Annotated in this window: 15 protein-coding genes; 6 read left to right on the top strand and 9 right to left on the bottom strand. The window is 50.4% G+C overall.

Features of this window, described 5'->3' with window-relative positions:
- Positions 1-13: 13 nt before the first annotated feature.
- Positions 14-1,174: a dipeptidase gene (locus C7T94_RS08200; RefSeq protein WP_107214894.1), complete on the bottom strand. Its 1,161-nt coding sequence runs from the start codon at positions 1,172-1,174 to the stop codon at positions 14-16.
- A gap of 2 nt (positions 1,175-1,176) precedes the next feature.
- A complete protein-coding gene (locus tag C7T94_RS08195) occupies positions 1,177-2,805 on the bottom strand; it encodes an acyl-CoA carboxylase subunit beta (protein WP_107214893.1) in 1,629 nt (542 codons plus the stop codon).
- 277 nt (positions 2,806-3,082) lie between these two features.
- On the opposite strand from C7T94_RS08195, the gene sucC reads away from it, so the two are divergent.
- The 4 genes from sucC to asnS all read left to right on the top strand — a co-directional run bounded on the left by sucC (position 3,083) and on the right by asnS (position 7,909).
- Positions 3,083-4,273, top strand: coding sequence for an ADP-forming succinate--CoA ligase subunit beta (gene sucC / locus C7T94_RS08190; RefSeq protein ID WP_107214892.1), 1,191 nt, complete (start codon positions 3,083-3,085; stop codon positions 4,271-4,273).
- A gap of 142 nt (positions 4,274-4,415) precedes the next feature.
- Entirely contained in the window at positions 4,416-4,775 is a 360-nt protein-coding gene (locus C7T94_RS08185; protein ID WP_107214891.1) for a hypothetical protein, read from the top strand.
- 494 nt (positions 4,776-5,269) lie between these two features.
- Positions 5,270-5,800, top strand: coding sequence for a ferritin (locus C7T94_RS08175; protein ID WP_107214889.1), 531 nt, complete (start codon positions 5,270-5,272; stop codon positions 5,798-5,800).
- A 660-nt stretch (positions 5,801-6,460) separates the two neighbouring features.
- Positions 6,461-7,909 (top strand): asparagine--tRNA ligase, encoded by a 1,449-nt coding sequence (gene asnS, locus C7T94_RS08170; RefSeq protein ID WP_107214888.1) that lies wholly within the window; start codon positions 6,461-6,463, stop codon positions 7,907-7,909.
- 18 nt (positions 7,910-7,927) lie between these two features.
- Here asnS and C7T94_RS08165 read toward each other — a convergent pair whose 3' ends face one another.
- Positions 7,928-9,595 (bottom strand): FMN-binding glutamate synthase family protein, encoded by a 1,668-nt coding sequence (locus tag C7T94_RS08165; protein ID WP_107214887.1) that lies wholly within the window; start codon positions 9,593-9,595, stop codon positions 7,928-7,930.
- A 79-nt stretch (positions 9,596-9,674) separates the two neighbouring features.
- On the opposite strand from C7T94_RS08165, the gene C7T94_RS08160 reads away from it, so the two are divergent.
- Positions 9,675-10,295: an L-threonylcarbamoyladenylate synthase gene (locus C7T94_RS08160; RefSeq protein WP_107214886.1), complete on the top strand. Its 621-nt coding sequence runs from the start codon at positions 9,675-9,677 to the stop codon at positions 10,293-10,295.
- Positions 10,296-10,391: 96 nt separating this feature from the next.
- Positions 10,392-11,618: a Na+/H+ antiporter NhaA gene (gene nhaA, locus C7T94_RS08155; RefSeq protein WP_107214885.1), complete on the top strand. Its 1,227-nt coding sequence runs from the start codon at positions 10,392-10,394 to the stop codon at positions 11,616-11,618.
- A gap of 9 nt (positions 11,619-11,627) precedes the next feature.
- Here nhaA and C7T94_RS08150 read toward each other — a convergent pair whose 3' ends face one another.
- The 6 genes from C7T94_RS08150 to trpB all read right to left on the bottom strand — a co-directional run bounded on the left by C7T94_RS08150 (position 11,628) and on the right by trpB (position 20,222).
- Entirely contained in the window at positions 11,628-13,091 is a 1,464-nt protein-coding gene (locus C7T94_RS08150) for a TolC family protein (protein WP_107214884.1), read from the bottom strand.
- On the bottom strand, positions 13,078-16,260 hold the full coding sequence (locus C7T94_RS08145; protein ID WP_107214883.1) for an efflux RND transporter permease subunit: 3,183 nt from the start codon (positions 16,258-16,260) through the stop codon (positions 13,078-13,080). Before C7T94_RS08145 ends, C7T94_RS08150 begins: the two co-directional genes overlap by 14 nt.
- Before the next feature lie 22 nt (positions 16,261-16,282).
- Positions 16,283-17,461: an efflux RND transporter periplasmic adaptor subunit gene (locus tag C7T94_RS08140; protein ID WP_107214882.1), complete on the bottom strand. Its 1,179-nt coding sequence runs from the start codon at positions 17,459-17,461 to the stop codon at positions 16,283-16,285.
- Between the two features lie 88 nt (positions 17,462-17,549).
- Positions 17,550-18,146 (bottom strand): TetR/AcrR family transcriptional regulator, encoded by a 597-nt coding sequence (locus tag C7T94_RS08135; protein WP_107214881.1) that lies wholly within the window; start codon positions 18,144-18,146, stop codon positions 17,550-17,552.
- Between the two features lie 102 nt (positions 18,147-18,248).
- The gene (trpA, locus tag C7T94_RS08130) at positions 18,249-19,013 is read right to left on the bottom strand and encodes a tryptophan synthase subunit alpha (protein ID WP_107214880.1); all 765 of its coding nucleotides are present in this window, start codon (positions 19,011-19,013) and stop codon (positions 18,249-18,251) included.
- 27 nt (positions 19,014-19,040) lie between these two features.
- Positions 19,041-20,222 (bottom strand): tryptophan synthase subunit beta, encoded by a 1,182-nt coding sequence (gene trpB, locus C7T94_RS08125; RefSeq protein WP_107216008.1) that lies wholly within the window; start codon positions 20,220-20,222, stop codon positions 19,041-19,043.
- Positions 20,223-20,225 lie beyond the last annotated feature (3 nt).

Here is a 20,225-nt window from a genome sequence, read left to right as displayed (position 1 = left end):
CTGCAACCGTAGTTTATTTTCCTGTGTTGGCCCTCAGGACCCGCAGCAGGTTGCCGCCGAGAATTTTTTCAATATCGGCCGTCTTGTACCCGCGCTTTATAAGGGCCGCTGTTACCTTAGGGTAATCCGCAACGCTGTTCATACCACGCGGATAAGATTCGGCGCCATCAAAATCGGCACCGAGGCCCACATGGTCGCTGCCGACCAGCTGTACAACATGATCAATATGGTCTATCAGTACCGACAGCGATGGCCTGATGGCATCTGCCTCGGTACCATGGCGCGCGAGAAGTTCGTCGATCGCATTTGAACGGCTCCTTAACTGGGCTGTCAGTTCCTTCAGTTCTGTGTCGTGTCTTTTGAAAAACGCATCCTGACGCTTGCTGTATGTACTGTCTATGAAGCCGCTGTAAAAGTTAATGAATACCACCCCGCCCGTCCGGGCCACAGCGCGGATCTGCTCATCTTTCAGGTTACGCGGTACCGGGTTCAATGCATAAACCGAGCTGTGTGATGCAATAACCGGTTTGCTGCTGGCCGCAATGGCATCGTAAAAGGTACGCTCGCCCACGTGAGACAAGTCGACCATGACGCCCAGTTTATTGAGCCTTGCAATCACCTGCCGGCCAAAGTCATTCAGTCCTGGTTTTTTGATGCGGTTTCGGCTCTCATCGGCAGCAGAACTTGACCAGTCTGTGCTGTTGTTCCAGGTCAGGGTCAGGTAACGCATGCCTCGCATGGCCAGGCTATCAATGTAATCGAGCCGGTTTTCGATCATGTGCCCCCCCTCAACGCCGATGAGTGCTGCCAGTTTATTGGCAGCAACAGCCGCACGCAGTTCGACAGCATTGCGCACCAGGGCGATCTGCTTAGGATACCTGTCGATCAGGCTGTAAAGCGAGTCGATCTGCCGGTTGGCCAGTGCAAAACCGCCTTTTTCATCACACCATACAGAAAAGATCTGTACATCCAGCCCGCCTTCCCTGGCGCGCTGCAGATCAAAGTAACCGCGCTGCTGCCGCTGCCCCAGGTCTACTCCCCACTCGATCTGGTTAAACAGAATATCGCCATGGGTATCGGCAACGATGGCACGCCGGTGCAGTCGCTCAGCGGTTTGCGCACTCGCCGCCCATGTGCTGAGAAAAAAGCAAACAATAAATGAAGTAACTCTCATGATCAGGTTTGGATAATTCCGGGATTGAAACGACGGGTAATGGGCGACTGGTTGGCGGCTTCTATACCTGCCGAAACAACCCTGCGGGTATCGAGCGGATCGATAACGCCATCTACCCACATGCGCGAGGCTGCATAATAAGGTGTTGTCTGGCTTTCATACCGGTCGGTGATGGCTTTCAGGGAACGCGCTTCCTCTTCGGCGTTAGCTGTTTCGCCCCTGCTTTTTTGTCCGGCCTGCTGTATCTGCAGCAAGGTTTTTGCAGCCTGGGCACCACCCATTACGGCAATCCTGGCGCTTGGCCAGGCAAAGATAAGCCGGGGGTCGTAGGCTTTGCCGCACATGGCATAATTGCCTGCACCATAAGAATTGCCGATCACTATGGTGAATTTCGGCACCACTGAGTTGGCTACAGCATTAACCATTTTAGCCCCGTCTTTAATGATCCCCCCGTGCTCCGAACGGCTTCCAACCATAAACCCGGTCACGTCGTGCAGGAAAAGCAGCGGAATTTTCTTCTGATTGCAGTTCATAATAAACCGCGCGGCCTTGTCTGCGCTGTCTGAATAAATAACCCCGCCAAACTGCATTTCGCCTTTTTTTGATTTGACTACTTTGCGCTGGTTCGCTACGATTCCAACGGCCCAGCCGTCAATACGCGCCAGCCCGCAGAGAATGCTTTGTCCATATAATTTCTTGTATTCCTCAAATTCTGAATCATCTGTAAGGCGCATGATGATCTCACGCATATCATAGGGCTTATCCCGGTCTTCGGGCAGAATGCCGTAGATCTCTTTCTGGTCTAGTTTGGGCAGCCGGGGCTCAATGCGGTCAAATCCGGCCTGCTGAGGCGCCCCCAGTTTAGCCATTGTTCTGCGGATGCTGTCGAGGCAAGCTTCGTCGTTGGGATGTTTGTAGTCGGTAACGCCAGAGATCTCGCAATGCGTTGCCGCGCCGCCCAGCGTCTCGTTGTCTACGTCTTCGCCGATGGCTGAACGCACCAGGTATGAGCCGGCGAGGAATACCGAACCCGTGCCTTCGACGATCATGGCCTCATCGCTCATGATGGGCAGGTAAGCACCGCCTGCTACACATGAACCCATGATGGCGGCAATCTGTACAATACCTTCAGCAGACATGATGGCATTGTTGCGGAAAATACGCCCGAAATGTTCTTTGTCGGGAAAAATTTCATCCTGCATGGGCAGATATACCCCTGCGCTATCGACCAGGTAAATCACAGGAAGGCGGTTTTCCATAGCAATTTCCTGCGCCCTCAGGTTTTTCTTGGCGGTCATGGGAAACCAGGCCCCGGCTTTAACGGTTGCATCGTTGGCAACGATCACGCACTGCCTGCCCGAAACGTAACCAATGCCGCAGACGACGCCTGCTGCCGGACAGCCCCCCTCATGGAGGTACATACCATCGGCCGCAAAGGCACCGATTTCGATAAACGGCGTTCCCGGATCGCAGAGCCGCTGCAACCGCTCACGTGCCAGCAGCTTGCCTTTTTCTTTTTGCCGGGCACTGTTCTTTTCACCGCCGCCCGCATAGATTTTCTTCAACCGGCTATTCAGGTCGTAGACCAGCTGCTTATTGCTGTCTTCGTTTCTGTTGAATTCGATATTCATGCAGGCAATTTAGGCGGATTTTGTGAATCGCCGAAACAGACTGATCGGGTATTTGGTATGCACCCCTTCTATTCTTCTCAGGCCATGGCCTGACAAATGCCCGCATGACCTTTCATGCAGGCCATCTGGTGGTCGGTATATTGAAAAACATGCCCTCGTCTGGTTGGAACAGCCATTTACAGGAGCATTTTTGCCAAGCGCTTTGCGCCACGTAAAATTGACATTATAGTTTTTGAAACCAATTCTGAAATTGTAGCTTTGGGCAAATTTTTAGCAGATGAATATTCACGAATACCAGGGAAAACAAATCCTGAAAAGTTTCGGTGTAAGCGTTCAGGAAGGACTTGTTGCCGATACCGTTGAGCAGGCTGTGGAAGCCGCCAGGAAAATGAAGGAAGACTACAACTCTGACTGGGTAGTGGTTAAAGCGCAGATCCATGCCGGCGGCCGCGGAAAAGGCGGGGGCGTGAAGCTTGCGAAAAATCTGGACGAAGTTAAAGAAAAAGCAGGCGCCATTATCGGTATGCAGCTCATTACACCGCAAACCGGCCCTGAAGGCAAAAAAGTAAATAAAGTACTCATTGCCCAGGATGTATATTACCCGGGTGCTTCAGAAACAAAAGAATTCTACATGAGTGTGTTGCTGGACCGGGCAAAAGGCCGCAACATTATTATGTACTCTACAGAGGGTGGAATGGACATCGAAGAAGTAGCTGAGAAAACACCTGAGCTGATTTTCAAGGAAGAGATTGATCCTAAAGTAGGTCTGCAGGGTTTCCAGGCGCGCAAAATCGCATTTAACCTGGGGCTCAGCGGTAACGCCTTCAAGGAAATGGTCAAATTCGTAGGCGCATTGTACAAGGCTTACGAATCAACCGATTCCTCAATGTTCGAAATCAACCCGGTTTTAAAAACTTCAGACGATAAGATCCTGGCGGTAGACGCAAAAGTAAACCTGGATGAAAACGGACTTTTCCGTCATCCGGATTATGCCGCCATGCGCGATACGACCGAAGAAGATCCGATGGAAGTTGAAGCCAGTGCATCAAACCTCAACTATGTGAAGCTTGACGGAAACGTAGGCTGTATGGTAAATGGTGCCGGACTGGCCATGGCTACCATGGACATCATCAAACTTGCAGGCGGCGAACCAGCGAACTTCCTCGACGTAGGCGGTACCGCAAATGCACAAACCGTAAAGGCAGCGTTCAACATCATTTTGAAAGACCCGAACGTAAAAGCGATCCTGATCAACATCTTTGGCGGCATTGTACGTTGCGACCGTGTAGCTCAGGGTGTGATTGATGCTTATAAAGAACTGGGCAACGTACCTGTTCCAATTATCTGCAGATTACAGGGAACAAACGCTGTCGAAGCCAAAAAACTAATCGATGAGTCTGGTTTGCAGGTTTATTCAGCAATTGCTCTGAAAGAAGCGGCCGACCTGGTAAGCAAAGTACTGGCTTAACCATAACGCCTGCCTGCCTGGCATAAGATCCCCGGAGCATACGCTGCCGGGGATTTTTTTTATGTATTTGATGACCGCGCTGTGATGCGGCTTTTTTTATTTTCATTTGGATTTATTCTAAATAAATTGAACTTTTGTATCAATGGAAAAAGCATGTGTAGATCTGAATCAGTTGATTAACGTTTTCACCGACGCCTCCGGCGCCGTCTACCAGTCAGACAAGCTCAACTGCCTCTATCTTGATTTCGGCGGTAAGTTTGCGCGTTTCAATTGCAATGCTTTGTTAAAATTCAAGCAGGCTGTTGAACGCATTGATGTGGAAGACATGCTGCTTTCAAGCGACCGCTCAGACTATGAACTGGTTACCTTTAATGGTTGTGAACACATTTATTTGCTCAATGCCGTAGAAGTGATTTCACTCAGATCCCTGCTGCAGGGTGCCTTTACCATGTTCCGCTTAAACCACCTGATCAACGATTGTCTGTACCGGCTGGTGAGCTGATTGCCTCCAGCCCTCACCTTCAGGGAAAGACAAAATTAAAGGTTCAGAAGAAACCGGCTGGTGAACCAGCACAACCTTATTCCGAATATTGCCTGCAGGGTCGAACCTGAACGCCTGACGAGCCTTTCCCCTTTCTGGTACTTCGACTTCATAGCCGCCGGGCGTATAACAGTGAATTAAATCGATGTCCGGCAGGGCGCCCAATTCTTCGGCACCACAGAACGCTCCTGGCAATAAGGGGAGAGGAAAAATGGGAACCAGTACCCCGGCCATTATTTTCCGCAAACCCAAACCGCCTGACCCTGTTGTTTGTTATTCTGTTATAAAGCGGCACGGGCGGGGCCTGGACAATCCCGGCGCTCAGGAATACAAGGTTATTTAAACTGAATATAAATACTTGCGTTTCACTTACTTAGATTAATTTCATATAGTAAATAAATTTCAGTACCGCCTGCAGTCGTGTTATCTTTGTTAAACAGTAAAAAGGAACAGAAATGAAAGACTTAATGCGTATCAAATGCCTGCTTTCTACAGAAGTTGAAGCGCTTTTGAATCAACAGATAAAAAAAGAGGCCCATTCATCTGCATTATACCTGGCCATGGCCTCATGGTGTAACCAGAATGGTTTTGATGGCTCAGCAGATTATTTCATGAAACAAAGCAATGAAGAGCGTGAGCACCAGCTTAAGCTGTTCAACTACCTGCTGGATATGGGCGCCAACGCCATCTCTCCTGAGGTGCTGGGTGTTAAACACGATTTTGCAGGTTTCCGCGAAGTATTTGAGGAAGCACTCGAACAGGAAATTGCCATTACCCAGAGCTTCAAGAATATCGTTGCCCGTTGCCACAAAGAGCAAGATTACGTAACCATCGAATTCCTGAACTGGTTCCTGAAGGAACAACGCGAAGAAGAATACAAGGCACGTCGCGCCCTCGAATTGTTCGAAGTGATCGGCGAAGAAGGAACCGGCAGGTGGCATATTGACAAAAATGTTGGCAAGATCGAGTACAACTCAGAAGCATAGACAATTACAACGAAACAATACCGAAGGCTTTCTTAACAGGAAGCCTTTTTTATTTCTTCTATTGCTAAAAAGGCTCCCGGAATCCGGGAGCCTCTGTTTTTGATTTGTTTGGTTTATATGATATGAATAATAAGTCTTGCTTTTTTAGAAAAAAGCCCCGAGAACCGGAGCTTTTTTTCAAACCAAATATATAATAATAATTAACGAGCATTACAAAGGTAGACTTTTATTCTTTAAAAACAAATAAACACTCATTTTTTTTCAATTAAATCTTAAAAAACACTGAAAAAAAAAGTCATTTCCTAAAATTTAATAGCAAAAACTTACTATACATTGAAAATTTAACCTAATAATTAGCAAAAAATCTGAAAATTTCCGGAAATAAGCCTATAAATAATAATAAAGCACGTAAAAACAAGGAATCAAAACCAAAAATCTGAAAAAAAATTAAAACGCCGGCAGATTAGTCGTTTTATTAGCATAAGAATTCAATAGATATCAGAAACGTGCAGATGAACCAATTAATGAAAACAAAATCAACGCGATATTGGGCCCTTGCCGATTCTCTGACCGCCGCTTCCGTACACAAAGCCTTTGGTTTCATGGGTTCCAAATAAGAACCAAAATGCGTATTTTCGGCCTCCGAAAAACTTAATAATCATGATAAAGAGACAGCAGATCAAAGAATTGTTTAAAGAGACGGCCTTCGGAAATGAAGTTCGCGTAATGGGCTGGGTAAAAACTTTCAGAAATAATCAGTTCATTGCTTTGAATGATGGTTCTTGCATGTCTAACCTGCAGGTGGTTGTCGACTTTACCAATACCGACGAGGCCCTGCTCAAAAGAATTACGACCGGCGCTGCAATAGCCGTAACCGGGAGGCTCGTCGAATCGCTCGGTAAAGGCCAGTCAGTTGAGGTAAAAGCTAGCGATATAGAGATCCTGGGCGACAGCGATCCGGAAAAATACCCATTGCAGCCCAAAAAACACAGTTTGGAGTTTCTGCGGGAAATTGCACACCTGCGCTTCCGCACCAACACCTTTAATGCCGTTTTCAAAGTAAGGCATGCCTTAGCCTTTGCGGTACACCAGTTTTTCAACAACCGGGGTTTTGTGTACATGCACACACCGGTGATCACGGCTTCAGATGCCGAAGGTGCAGGAGAAATGTTCAAGGTAACTACACTCGATCTTGACGATACGCCTAAAAAAGACGATGGATCAATCGATTTTTCCCAGGATTTTTTCGGCCGAGCCACCAATCTGACCGTATCCGGGCAGCTGGAAGGTGAACTCGCAGCCATGGCTTTCGGACAGATCTATACTTTTGGCCCGACATTCAGGGCTGAAAATTCAAATACAACCAGGCACCTGGCCGAGTTTTGGATGATCGAACCTGAAGTGGCTTTCTTTGATCTCGAAGACAACATGCAGCTTGCTGAAGACATGCTGAAATATGTCATTTCTTACGCATTGAACAACTGTGCTGAAGAACTCGAATTTCTGAACGGCCGTTTACTTGAAGAGGAGAAGAACAAACCGCAGCAGGAGCGCAGCGAGCTTTCGCTGGTCGAAAAACTGAACTTCTGCCTGGGCAACGATTTCGTTCGCCTGACCTATACCGAAGCCATTCAAATTCTGCGCAGCTCAAAACCAAACCAGAAAAAACAGTTTAAATACCTGATCGATGACTGGGGCGCAGATCTGCAATCTGAGCACGAGCGTTACCTGGTCGAAAAACATTTCAAAAAGCCGGTGATCCTAACTGATTACCCGGCCGATATCAAGGCGTTTTATATGCGCCAGAATGAAACGGACAGTGAAGGCCGCCGCACGGTTCGCGCCATGGACATCCTGTTTCCGGGCATTGGCGAGATCGTAGGGGGCTCGCAGCGCGAAGAACGCCTTGACAAACTAACCGAACGCATGCGTGCCATGAATATTCCGGAAGAAGAACTTTGGTGGTACCTGGATACCCGCCGCTTTGGCTCTGCCCCCCACGCCGGTTTTGGCCTTGGCTTTGAGCGGCTGGTGCTTTTCGTAACGGGCATGACCAACATACGCGACGTCATTGCGTTTCCACGGTTTCCAAAAAGCGCTGAATTTTAGACAGCTGTTCCGGCTTGCTTAATGGTGCACATCACTGTTGTGCGGCGCATCATAAAGCGGGTTGGCATGCGCGTAGTCGACCATAGATACCTTGTAATCTGTAGGCGCAAAACTCTCGGCCGTGCTTAAGGCCATACCCAGCTCAAAACGCGCGGGGTAAGGTGTTTGCAGCAGGCTGCCTTCAGGAATATAGGGGAAACTTTCCATATAAGACTGCATGAGGTTCTGGGAAATGCGGCGGTTGATGTAAGCGCGGGTCAGTTGACCCGGCTCCCTTAACCCTGCCGCCCCGAGCAGCTCGACCGCGCTTGCCACAGTCAGGTTGTGAAAATTGGCTACCCGCACCGTTTTGTCTTCTACAACCAAGCCCTTCATGAGACTCGGATCTTGTGTAGCCACACCTGTAGGACACGTGTTGCTGTTGCATTCGAGGGCCTGGATGCAGCCAAGGGCAAACATCATTCCCCTAGCAGAATTGCACATATCTGCGCCAAGCGCCATGTTTTTGATCAGGTCAAAACCCGACGAAACTTTGCCGGAGGCGATGAGCCGGATGTGTTTCTTAAGTCCGAACCCGGACAGTACATCATAAACGAAGGCTACGGCATCGCGCAGGGGCATACCGACCGAGTTGGAAAACTCGAGTGGCGCGGCCCCGGTACCGCCCTCTCCCCCATCAACGGTAATGAAATCGGCATAAATACCGGTCTGAACCATGGCCTTACAAATGGCAAAAAATTCACTTTTACGGCCAATACATAACTTGAATCCAACCGGCTTGCCACCACTCAGTTGCCGCAGCTGTTTGATAAAGGCCAGCAGCTCGAGCGGTGTGCGAAAAGCCGAATGCCCGGGTGGTGAGAGCACGTCTCTTCCTTCAGGAACCAGGCGTATCCTGGCTACCTCAGGTGTTACCTTGCTGGCAGGCAGCATGCCTCCATGACCTGGTTTGGCTCCCTGCGAGAGTTTGATCTCAATCATCCTGACCTGATCCCGCTGTGCCCGCTCGGCAAAGGCCTCGAAATTGAAGGTTCCGTCGGCATGCCGGCAACCAAAGTATCCCGTACCGATCTGCCAGATCAGGTCGCCTCCGGGTTTCATGTGATAATCGCTGATACCGCCTTCGCCAGTATTGTGAGCAAAGTTACCCATGCGTGCACCGCCGTTCAGTGCAAGAATAGCGTTCTGGCTGAGTGAACCGAAACTCATTGCCGAAATATTGAATATGCTCGCTGAATAGGGCTTGCTGCATTCAGGGCCGCCTACCAAAACGCGCGGGTCTGCATTCAGTTCATGGTGGCTCACCGCCGCAATGCTGTGGCTGAGCCATTCATAACCATTGTCGTATACATTTAGCTGCGTACCAAAAGGCACAGTATCATTTTCTTTTTTTGCCCGCTGGTAAATGAGCGAACGGCTCAGGCGGTTGTAAGGCGTGCCGTTAACATCACTTTCCACAAAATACTGGTAGACCTTTGGCCGGAGGTCTTCCATAAAATAGCGCATGCGCCCCACAATGGGAAAGTTGCGCACAATGCTGTGTTTTGGCTGGTACAGATCGTAGATACCGAGCAGCACAATTGGTCCCACAAAAATAAACGCCCAGATAAAGGGCGGCCATGCCAGGCTGATCATGACGGTAGCTGTGACCAGGAACGCTGCAACTGCTATAAACGCTTTTCTCATACCGCAAAATTTAGCCATTTAAGCCCGTATCTGCAAAGCCAGGGAGCCCGCTGGCACGATTTTTTGGTATCTTTACATTATGCTCATAAAGATCTACCCCGAAAACCCAAATGCAAAAAGTATTGACCAGGCTGTAGAAATCCTGCGAAAAGGCGGACTGATCATTTATCCGACAGATACAGTTTACGGGCTTGGCTGCGATATCCGCAACCAGCGTGCCATCGAGAAGATCTGCCGCATTCGCGGCGTCAAGCCGGAGAAAGCCAATTTTTCTTTTATCTGTTATGACCTGAGCCACATTGCCGATTATATCAAACCCATTGACAATGCGACCTACAGGGTCCTGAAAAAAGCCTTGCCGGGGCCATTCACATTCATCTTCAACGCGAACAACAATGTACCAAAACTGCTCAGTTCTAACAAAAAGACGGTCGGTATCAGGGTTCCGGACAACGACATTGCCCGGGAAATTGTGCGGGCGCTTGGCAACCCCATCCTGTCTACATCCATCAAAGACGATGACGAGGTGATCGAGTACTCAACCGATCCTGAACTGATTCACGAAAAATATGCAGACCTGGTCGATCTGGTGATAGATGGTGGCTTTGGCGGAAACGAAGCGTCGACCGTGATCGACTGCACGACAGGGGACTTCGATGTGATCAGGGAAGGAAAAGGCGATTTAGAGCCCTACCTTTAGATCTCTATGCGCCATAGCGCTCAGTCCGACTCTGGTAAAGGCCGATTCCAGTCGGAAAAGGCGGGCTTTTCCAGCCGGATTTCCTATTTTGCAGCCATGGCGAAATTGATCAATCTACAGGCATTTAAAGACTTTTTACGTTCAGGCCAGATCGGCGGACTGCTGCTCATGCTCGCGGTTGCTGTGTCGCTTTTTATCGGCAATTCGGCCTGGGCAGACGGTTTTTCATCGCTGCTGGTAACCAAAGCCGGTCTTAGTTTTGGTGGCGGCGTTTACGAGGAAACGGTCTCGGCCTGGATCAATGACGGGCTGATGGCTATTTTCTTCCTGCTGGTAGGCCTGGAAATCAAGCGCGAACTACTCGAGGGCGAATTATCTACATTTAAAAAGGCTTCGCTGCCGGTGGTCGCCGCGCTTGGTGGTATGCTGGTGCCCGCATTGATCTATGCGGCGTTTAACCAGGGGACAGCTACGGCGGGCGGCTGGGGAATCCCGATGGCCACTGATATAGCCTTTGCACTGGCCCTGATATCCATGCTGGGAAACCGGGTGCCTGCCTCGCTCAAAATCTTTCTGGCAGCATTGGCCATTGCAGACGACCTCGGAGCGATCCTGGTCATCGCGGTATTTTACAGTGAAGCGTTACACTGGATCTATCTTGTTTATGCCGCAGGGATACTCGCACTGCTGTTCATATTTAACAGGCTTAAGATCGGCGCCCTTTATTGTTACCTGATACCGGGGCTGTTCCTGTGGTACTTTATTCACCACTCAGGCATCCATGCAACAGTTGCGGGCGTACTTCTGGCCTTTATGCTTCCAACAAATTCCGGCAGCCAGGAATCGCCTTTGGAGAAACTCGAGCACCTGCTGAATGCCCCGGTCAACTACTTCATCATGCCCATATTTGCATTGGCCAACACCAATATTCGCTTTGAGCCGGCTTTACTCAGCGGCTTGCTCTCACCACTTGGACTGGGCATTGCCGGGGGGCTGTTTATCGGAAAAACGCTTGGGGTTGCCGCTTTTTCCTGGCTGGCCGTAAAATTGAAATTTGCCCGGTTACCGGCCGGCGCCAACTGGAAACATGTAATCGGCCTTGGTATGCTTGCCGGTATTGGCTTTACCATGTCGATCTTTATCAGCATGCTTTCGTTAGACAGCGCCGAGCTGATCGGCGAGGCCAAGCTTGCCATTCTTTTTACCTCCGTTATCTCGGGTTGTGCGGGCTTCTTTTTCCTGCGAAGCATCAGGAAACGGGGTACGCCAATGAGCGGAAACCAAAAAGCTCCCGCGCTTTCGCCACGGGAGCCCGAAATCTGAAATTAATCACTATTTCCATCCGCCTCCCAGGGCGCGATAGAGTCTTACACCTGCAGTAAGCCTGGCCGTTTTAATGCTGGCCAGGTCCAGTTCACTCTGCAGCAGGGCAGACTGCGCGGTGATCACCTCCAGGTAATTGGCCATGCCATTTTTAAAGAGCAGTCCGGCATTACGCACCGCAAGCTGCAGCTTGAGGGCACGCTGCTCAGCCAGTTCGTATTCTGTTTTCAGTTTATTGACCCTGACCAACTCGTCAGAGACCTCGCCCACCGCCAGAAGTACGGCCTGACGAAAACGGATAACGGTTTTTTCCCGTTCAATTTTGGACAATTCATAGGCTGTTTTAAGCTGCCTTCGCTGAAAAACAGGCTGGGTAACGCCCCCAGACACAACACCGAACAGTGCGGCCGGCACGTTAAACCAATTGCTGGCTTTGAAAGAATTGACACCTCCGCTGGCGCTGATGGTCAGCGTTGGGTACATGCTGGCTTTCGAAATACCAACCCGGGCATTCGCCTCATCCAGGGCCAGTGCCGCAGTGCGAATATCTGGCCGGTTTTCCAGTAAGGCTGCGGGCAGGCCAGTTCCAAATTCATCGGCAACGCCCGCTGCTTGCAGGGTGCCCGAGCGCTCAACCGGTCCGGGTACCTGTCCGGTCAAAATACTCAGCGCATTTTCCTGCAGCGTCCGGACCTGTTCAAGTCTTGGCACGAGCGTCGCTGCTGCCAGCTGCTGGGCCTCAGCCTGCTGCACGGCAAGCGAGGTAACCTGTCCGGAATTGAATTGCAGCCTGATGATACGCAGCGTGCTGTCGTTCAGCTTTACATTTTTACGGGCAATTTCAAGTTGTGCGTCGGTCATGAGCAGACCGTAATAACCTTCAGCTACCCCCGCAACAACGCGGGTGGTGATGGCGTTCCGGGCTTCCCGGGTTTGCAGGTAAGCCGCCCGGGCAGCCAGTTTCTGGCTTCTGATCTTGCCCCAGATATCCGCTTCCCAGGCAAGACCAAGATTGGCATTAAAATCTTCAATGTGCGTGGTTTTGAGAAACTGACCTGCACTCAGGCCATTCAGGCTGTTATCAGACGGCCGGGTCGTGCTGGCGGTTACATTGAGGTTTACCTGCGGCACGTTACCAAGTCTCGCCTGGCTGTAAAGCGCCTCTGCAGCTTCGATGTTCTCAAGGGCAAGCTGCAGGTCGTTGTTGCGCTGCAGCGCAGTATCGATCAGCCTGCGAATGTCGCTGGCTGTAAAGAAATCCTGCACGGGGATTAAAGCGATGCTGGAATCGGCCGCAGGGGCCGATGCGGTCCTGTAAGTTGCCGGCAGTGCCTGTACAGGCAGGGCTATGTCTTTAGAGACCTTGCAGCCACCGGCCAGCAACAGGATCAGGGTAATAGCTGCCCAGCTAACCGCCGGAAGTTTCCAGCGGTGGCGGGCAATGGCATTTATATAAGGGTTATACGGTTTCATATACTAATTTTTCTTGAGGTTGTTTTGGAGCTACACGAGCCTGCGGTTTGCTGCTTACTTTTTCATGCAGGAACTGAAAAACAATGAAGAGTACCGGTATGATAAACAGACCGAGCACGACGCCCGAGATCATTCCGCCGGCCGCTCCGATACTGATGGAGTGGTTACCCTGTGCCGAAGGACCTGTGGCACTCATCATCGGGATCATGCCAACGATAAAGGCGAGTGAGGTCATGATGATAGGCCGCAGGCGCAGCTGCGCCGCCTCGATAGCCGAGGCAAGCAGGGTCTTGCCGGCTTTTCGTCTTTGCACGGCAAATTCTACGATGAGGATGGCATTTTTTGCCAGCAAACCAATCAGCATGACCAGCGCTACCTGGACATAGATGTTATTTGAAATTCCTGCCAGGCCGATGGCTGCGAACACACCGAACACGCCGGTTGGAACCGAAAGCAGCACAGACAAGGGCAGAATATAACTTTCGTACTGCGCCGCCAGCAAGAAGTAGACGAACAGCAGACAGAGGCCAAATATAACCACCGACTGGCCGCCTGATGTGATCTCCTCTTTGGTCAGGCCCGAAAATTCGAAAGTATAACCGTTCGGAAGGTGTTTCGCCGCCACCTCTTCAACGGCCCTGATCGCATCGCCCGAGCTGAAGCCCGGCTTCGGGATGGCATTTACACCAATCGAGTTGAACAGGTTGTACCTGGACACCGTTTCCGGGCCGAACACGCGGTTTAGCTTGACCAGCGTGCTGATCGGAACCCTGTCGCCCTGACGGTTCCTGACGAAAACACCGTCCATGGCCGAGGGATCCTGACGGTCGGCCATATCAGCCTGTACCATAACCCGGTAGTATTTACCAAAGCGATTAAAGTCCGATGCCTGCGCACTGCCAAAATAAGTTTGCATGGTTTGCAGAATGTCCTGCGTGCTCACACCCAACTGTTCGGCCTTCACGTCGTCGACTTCCATTTCCAGTTGCGGGTAGTCTGCACGGAAAGAAGTAAAGGCGACAGCTATTTCAGGGCGTTTCATGAGCTCGCCGATAAAATTATTGCCAATGGTACTGAACTTATCCAGCTGTCCGCCCGTGCGGTCCTGCAGTACAAAATCAAGACCGTCAACATTACTGAAACCGGGAACGGTGGGGAAAGTAAAGGCAAAGAATGTAGCGCCTTTAATGCCGCTGAGCCTTTGCTGGGCATCGGCCATGATGGCATTTATGTCCTGTATTTTACCGCGCTCATCCATCGGTTTGAGCAGGTAAAAGATCACGCCTGAAGACGGACTGGACGCCTGCGTAAGGATGTTGAGCCCCGAAAGCACCGAGAGGTGGCGTTTTGCTTCCATGGGCATGAGCCTTTGTTCAGCCTCTTTAATGGCCGCAGTGGTGCGGTCAAGCGAGGCGCCCGGCGGCATGTTGACGGCAATGGCAAAGAAGCCCTGATCTTCGGAAGGAATAAAGCCTGATGGCGTACGGCGCATCATGACAACCGTGGCAATAATGACCACAGCCAGGCCGGCAAGACTGTACCAACGGTAACGGAACAGAAAGCGCAGGCTGCTGAGGTATTTGAATGTGAGCTTTTCAAAGCCGGCATTGAATCCCGCAAAAAACCGTTCCTTGAAGTTTTTCGGTGTTTGCTTGCCCGTTCCATGCGGCTTGTCTTTCAGGAACAGGGCTGTCAACGCCGGGCTCAGGGTCAGCGCATTCACCGCAGAGATCACAATGGCGATAGCCAGCGTAAAGGCAAACTGCCTGTAAAACATGCCGGTAGAACCTTCCATAAAGCCCACAGGCAGGAACACGGCAGACATGACCAGTGTAATGGATACGATGGCGCCGGTAATTTCGCTCATGGCCGACAGCGTTGCCTCCCTTGGCGGCAAATGCTCATGTTCCATTTTCGCGTGCACGGCCTCGACCACAACGATGGCATCATCGACCACAATACCGATGGCCAGTACCAGGGCGAACAGGGTTAACAGGTTGATCGAAAATCCGAACAGCTGCATAAAGAAAAACGTACCAATAATCGCTACAGGGACGGCGATGGCGGGGATCAATGTAGAGCGGAAGTCCTGAAGGAAAATGAATACGACAATAAATACCAGGATAAATGCCTCGATCAGGGTATGTTTTACCTGGTCAATAGACAGATCGAGCGGCTCTTTGGTATTGTAAAGAATATGGTATTTTACTCCTTTCGGGAAACTTTTTTCTGCCTTTTCCATCAGTTTACCGATGGCCACCTGGATCTCATTGGCATTTGAACCTGACAGCTGCATAACCATGATGTTTGTACCGGTCTGTCCGTCTACGCGGGCATAGTTGCTGTAGCTGTAGGCGCCAAACTCAACCCTGGCCACGTCTTTCAGGCGAAGCACCGAGCCATCGCTGTTCGAGCGTATGACCATGTTTTCATATTCGGATGGTTTGTTCAGTTTCCCTTTGTATTTGATCACATACTCGAACGCCTGGGTGCTGCTTTCGCCAAATTTGCCCGGAGCAGCTTCCTGGTTTTTGTCCTGAATGGTTGCAAAAACCTCTTTCGGCGTCAGGTTGTAAGCAGCCATCTTAGCCGGGTCTAGCCAGACACGCATCGAGTAGTCCTTGATGCCGCCAAAAATGTTCGACTGCCCAACGCCGGGAATACGTTTGATTTCCGGAATGATGTTGATCTGCGCGTAATTGGCCAGAAAGGTCTGGTCATACTCACCCCCTTCATCGGCAAACAGGTCAATAACCATTACAATGCTGTTTTGCTGTTTGGCGGTGGTGATACCGGCCTGGACCACCTCTGCCGGAAGCTGGGCCGTAGCCTGGGCCACGCGGTTCTGCACGTTGACAGAAGCCTGGTCAGGATTGGTACCCAGTTTGAAATAAACACTGATCACCAGCGAGCCATCGTTGCTCGCAGTTGAACTCATGTAACTCATGTTTTCCACACCGTTAATGGACTCTTCGAGTGAAGGAGCCACGGCACGAAGAACGGTCTCGGCATTGGCGCCCGGATAACGGGCGGTGACCTGGATGGCGGGGGGTGCAATATCAGGGAACTGCTCTAAAGGCAGGCGGCTCAGGCCAAGTCCGCCGAGTATAACCAGGATGATCGAGATCACCGTGGCCAGGACAGGCCTTTCTATAAATTTTCTAAACATGTTATTGGTTTTTGAGGATGAGTTATTTAAGGGAGGTAGTCAGCTTCTCAGGCACTACGGCGTCGCCGTCTTTCAATACCTCGAAGCCCTTAAGCACAATCCGGTCGCCGGGGCGGAGACCCGATTTAACCAGGTATTGGTTACCTGAAATACCGCCCACCGTAATGGGTTGTTTGGTCACCTTGTTTTGTTTGTTCAGCGCATAGACAAACATTTTGTCCTGCATCTCTACTGTAGCAGACTGGGGAATCAGCAAAGCTTCGCGGTGGTTTACCCCCAGCCGGATCTTGCCTGTATTTCCTGACCGCAGCGTACCGGCCTCATTGGCAAAACTTGCCCTAAGGGTAATTGAACCGGTGTTTTTGTCGAACTGGCCGTCTACCATATCAATTTTACCTTTAACCGGGTATTCACTTTCATCGGCAAGTTTCAGCGCAACCGGGGGCACATTCTTCAGTTTCTCAGCAAACGTGCGTCCGGGATATTTTGCGTTAAATGCATTAAAATCTGTTTCGCCAAGCGAGAAGTATACATGCACTTCGTGGATATCTGACAAGCGTGTGAGGGCCTCTGGATCTGTAGGAGAAACCAAGCTTCCCTGCTTCTTTGGAATGCGGCCTACATAACCGCTTACAGGCGCTTTAATGCGGGCATAACCAAGGTTAATTCGTGCGGTGGCCACACCGGCCCGGGCCTGTTCTGCATTGGCAACAGCCATGCGGTGCGCGGACCGGGCAGTACGTAACTGGATGTCTGATACGACCTTGTTGGCAACGAGGGGACTGATCTTGTCGATCTCCAGCTGGGCATTTGCAACAGCCGCCTCGGCCGCATGCAGGGCTGCGACAGCGTTGTTAAGCGCTTCCCTGAACGGGCGTTCATTGATCTGGAACAAAGGCTGCCCGGCTTTGACATACGCGCCTTCGTTCACCAGGACCTTTTCAAGGTAACCGCCAACCTGGGGGCGAATGTCTACATCGACGGCACCCTGCACGGCGGCAGGATATTCACTGAACGTGGTCTCTGTGCTTGCCGACAGCGTAGACACCGGCAAAACGGGTGCTGGTGCAGCAGCTGGCGGCGCGGCCTTTTGAGTGCATGACAAAATCAGCGCGGGGATCAGGGAAAGAAACATGACCTTAATAACATTGTTAAACAGTTTAACAGCGTTAAATGACATGTACAGCAATTTGGTTTTCATGGGGATTTCGGGTTTTATTATTTATTAATGTATAAACTAAACGGGTATTAAATAACCTAACAGTGTTAAATAGATGTTAAAAAAAAGGTCATCCGTTAATGGACCTGATAATTCCTACAATCGCATCTTTCAGAATTGATTGGTTGATTTCTTCGTTCATCCCCCGGTTAACCAGGTTGATCGAAATAAGTCCGTGAATGATTGACCAGAACGTATAATATTTCCTGGAAACCTCTTTCTCGGAGACCGGTTCTTTATACAGCTGCCTGATGACTACGCACATGGATTTCTGGACCAGGTCGGCTTCTTCCATGCCATTCTTGCCGTTACAGCAGATCATTTCTACGCCAAACATGAGCTGGTAGAATTCACGGTTGGCAAAAGCAAAGTTCCAGTAAGCTACCCACATGGCTTCTAGCTGCTGCTCGGGCTTGTCGTGCTTAGCTTTTGCTTCGCGAACATCTTTAGCAAGAATGAGATAGCCCTTCCTCGTCAGCTCAGCGAGGATCCCTTCCTTATTAGGGAAGTATTCGTAAATGATCGGTGCGGTGTATTCGATTTCGTCGGCGATCTTGCGCATGCTTAACGCCTGCCACCCCTCCTTCTGCGCAATCTGCAGAGAAGCATCCAGGATATTGCACCTGGTCTCTTCTTTTAATCGGGAAATGCGTTCTTTACTGCCCATTGTTGTGACTACAATCGTAAATCATTTAACACTGTTAAGCAAAAGTAACAAACGGATGCCCGCGCGCGCATCATCCGTTTGTCATTAGATTTAAGCAACAAACTAAGTGCCTGTTATTGAGGCGATAAAATCAGACACAGGTTTACCTTCGCCTATGTTTTTTACAAAGGCACTGCCTATAATGGCACCACTTGCATAGGCAGCGGTTTTTTTAAACGTGTGGCGATCATGGATTCCGAACCCGATCATCAGGGGATTTTTCAGATTCATGCTTTGTATGCGTGAGAAGTAAGCTTCTGTATCTTCCGAGACGTCGAGGTTTTTGCCGGTTGTAGCTGAAGAAGACAAAAGGTAAATAAAACCGCGGCTCAGGCTATCTATCTTCCGTATCCGTTCTTCTGATGTCTGCGGTGTAATCAGAAAGATGTTGCAGAGGTCGTATGAACCGAACAGCGTTTTATAGTGCCGCTCGTACTCGGCCATAGGCAGATCGGGAACAATGCAGCCGTCTACGCCCACTTCCTTGCATGCCCTGCAAAAATTTTCAACCCCAAACTGAAGCATGGGGTTTACATATCCCATGAGCAGCACCGGGATGTTAACGCGGCTGCGCAGGTCTTTAAGCTGTTCAAACAAGAGTTTCAGGTTCATGCCATTGTCGAGCGCAATTTTACTGCTGCCCTGAATAACAGGCCCGTCGGCAACGGGATCTGAATACGGAAACCCAATTTCCAGCAGGTCTGCTCCGGCTGCCTCCAGTTCTTCGGCAATGCGCAGCGTATCGTTTAACGCGGGGTACCCTGCCGTATAGTAGATCGATAATATATTTTGCTTCTTTTTTGAAAAGAGCGCTTCCAGTCTGTTCATATCTTTGTTAATCGAACCGTTTAAGGGTTAAAGCCCGAAATATTTCATATAAGTTTCCATGTCTTTGTCTCCCCGTCCTGAAAGACAGACCACTACGCTCTGACCTGTTTTCAAATCCATCTTTTCCAGGTAGGCAAGCGCGTGTGCACTTTCAATGGCCGGGATAATGCCTTCCATCTGTGTGAGCAACAGACCGGCCTGGAGGGATTCTTCATCCGTAATGGAAACATATTCCCCTCGTCCGGTCTTAAAGAGGTGCGCATGCTGAGGTCCTATGCCGGGGTAGTCAAGTCCGGCCGATACCGAATGTGGTTCCACAACCTGTCCGTCTTCAGTTTGCATCAGAATACTGCGGCTGCCGTGCAGCACGCCTTCCTGTCCAAGCAATGTTGTGGCGGCAGAATACCCCGATCGCACGCCTTTGCCTGCCGCCTCAACGGCTACGAGCTTTACAGCTGTATCGTCCAGGAAATGATAAAACATGCCGATCGCATTGCTGCCGCCGCCCACGCAGGCCAGTACAAAGTCAGGAAGTGCTGATCCGGTTTGCTCCAGCAGCTGTTTTTTTGTTTCAGCAGAGATCACCGACTGAAAACGTGCCACCATATCCGGGTAAGGGTGCGGCCCTACTACCGAGCCGATGATATAGTGCGTGTCGACAGGGTTATTGATCCAGTCGCGCATGGCTTCGTTGGTGGCGTCTTTGAGTGTTTTGCTGCCAGAGGTGGCAGGTACGACCTTAGCCCCCAGCATTTTCATCCTGGCCACGTTAGGCGCCTGGCGCTGAATGTCAATCTCGCCCATATACACTACACACTCAAGTCCGCGAAGGGCGCAGACCGTAGCAGTGGCCACGCCATGCTGTCCGGCGCCGGTCTCGGCAATGATCCGTTTTTTTCCAAGGCGCTCGGCCATGAGGATCTGACCGATGGTATTGTTGATCTTGTGTGCGCCTGTATGGTTGAGATCTTCACGTTTGAGGAAAATATTGGCTCCGTAGCGCTCGCTGAGCCTTCCGGCCCGGTAAAGCGGCGATGGCCTGCCAACATAATCCTTCAGCAACTGGTCAAACTCAGCCCTGAAACCAGGGTCAGCAATAATTTTCAGGTAATTGGCTCTCAGCTCTTCCACATTCGGGTACAACATTTCGGGGATGTATGCACCGCCAAAATCGCCGTAATATCCTTGTTCATCTACAAAATAGTTCATGTT

Source organism: Pedobacter yulinensis (assembly GCF_003029735.1).
Lineage (GTDB): Bacteria > Bacteroidota > Bacteroidia > Sphingobacteriales > Sphingobacteriaceae > Pedobacter > Pedobacter yulinensis.
Note: the sequence above shows the minus strand (reverse complement) of the source record. Positions and strands in the feature narration are given on the sequence as shown.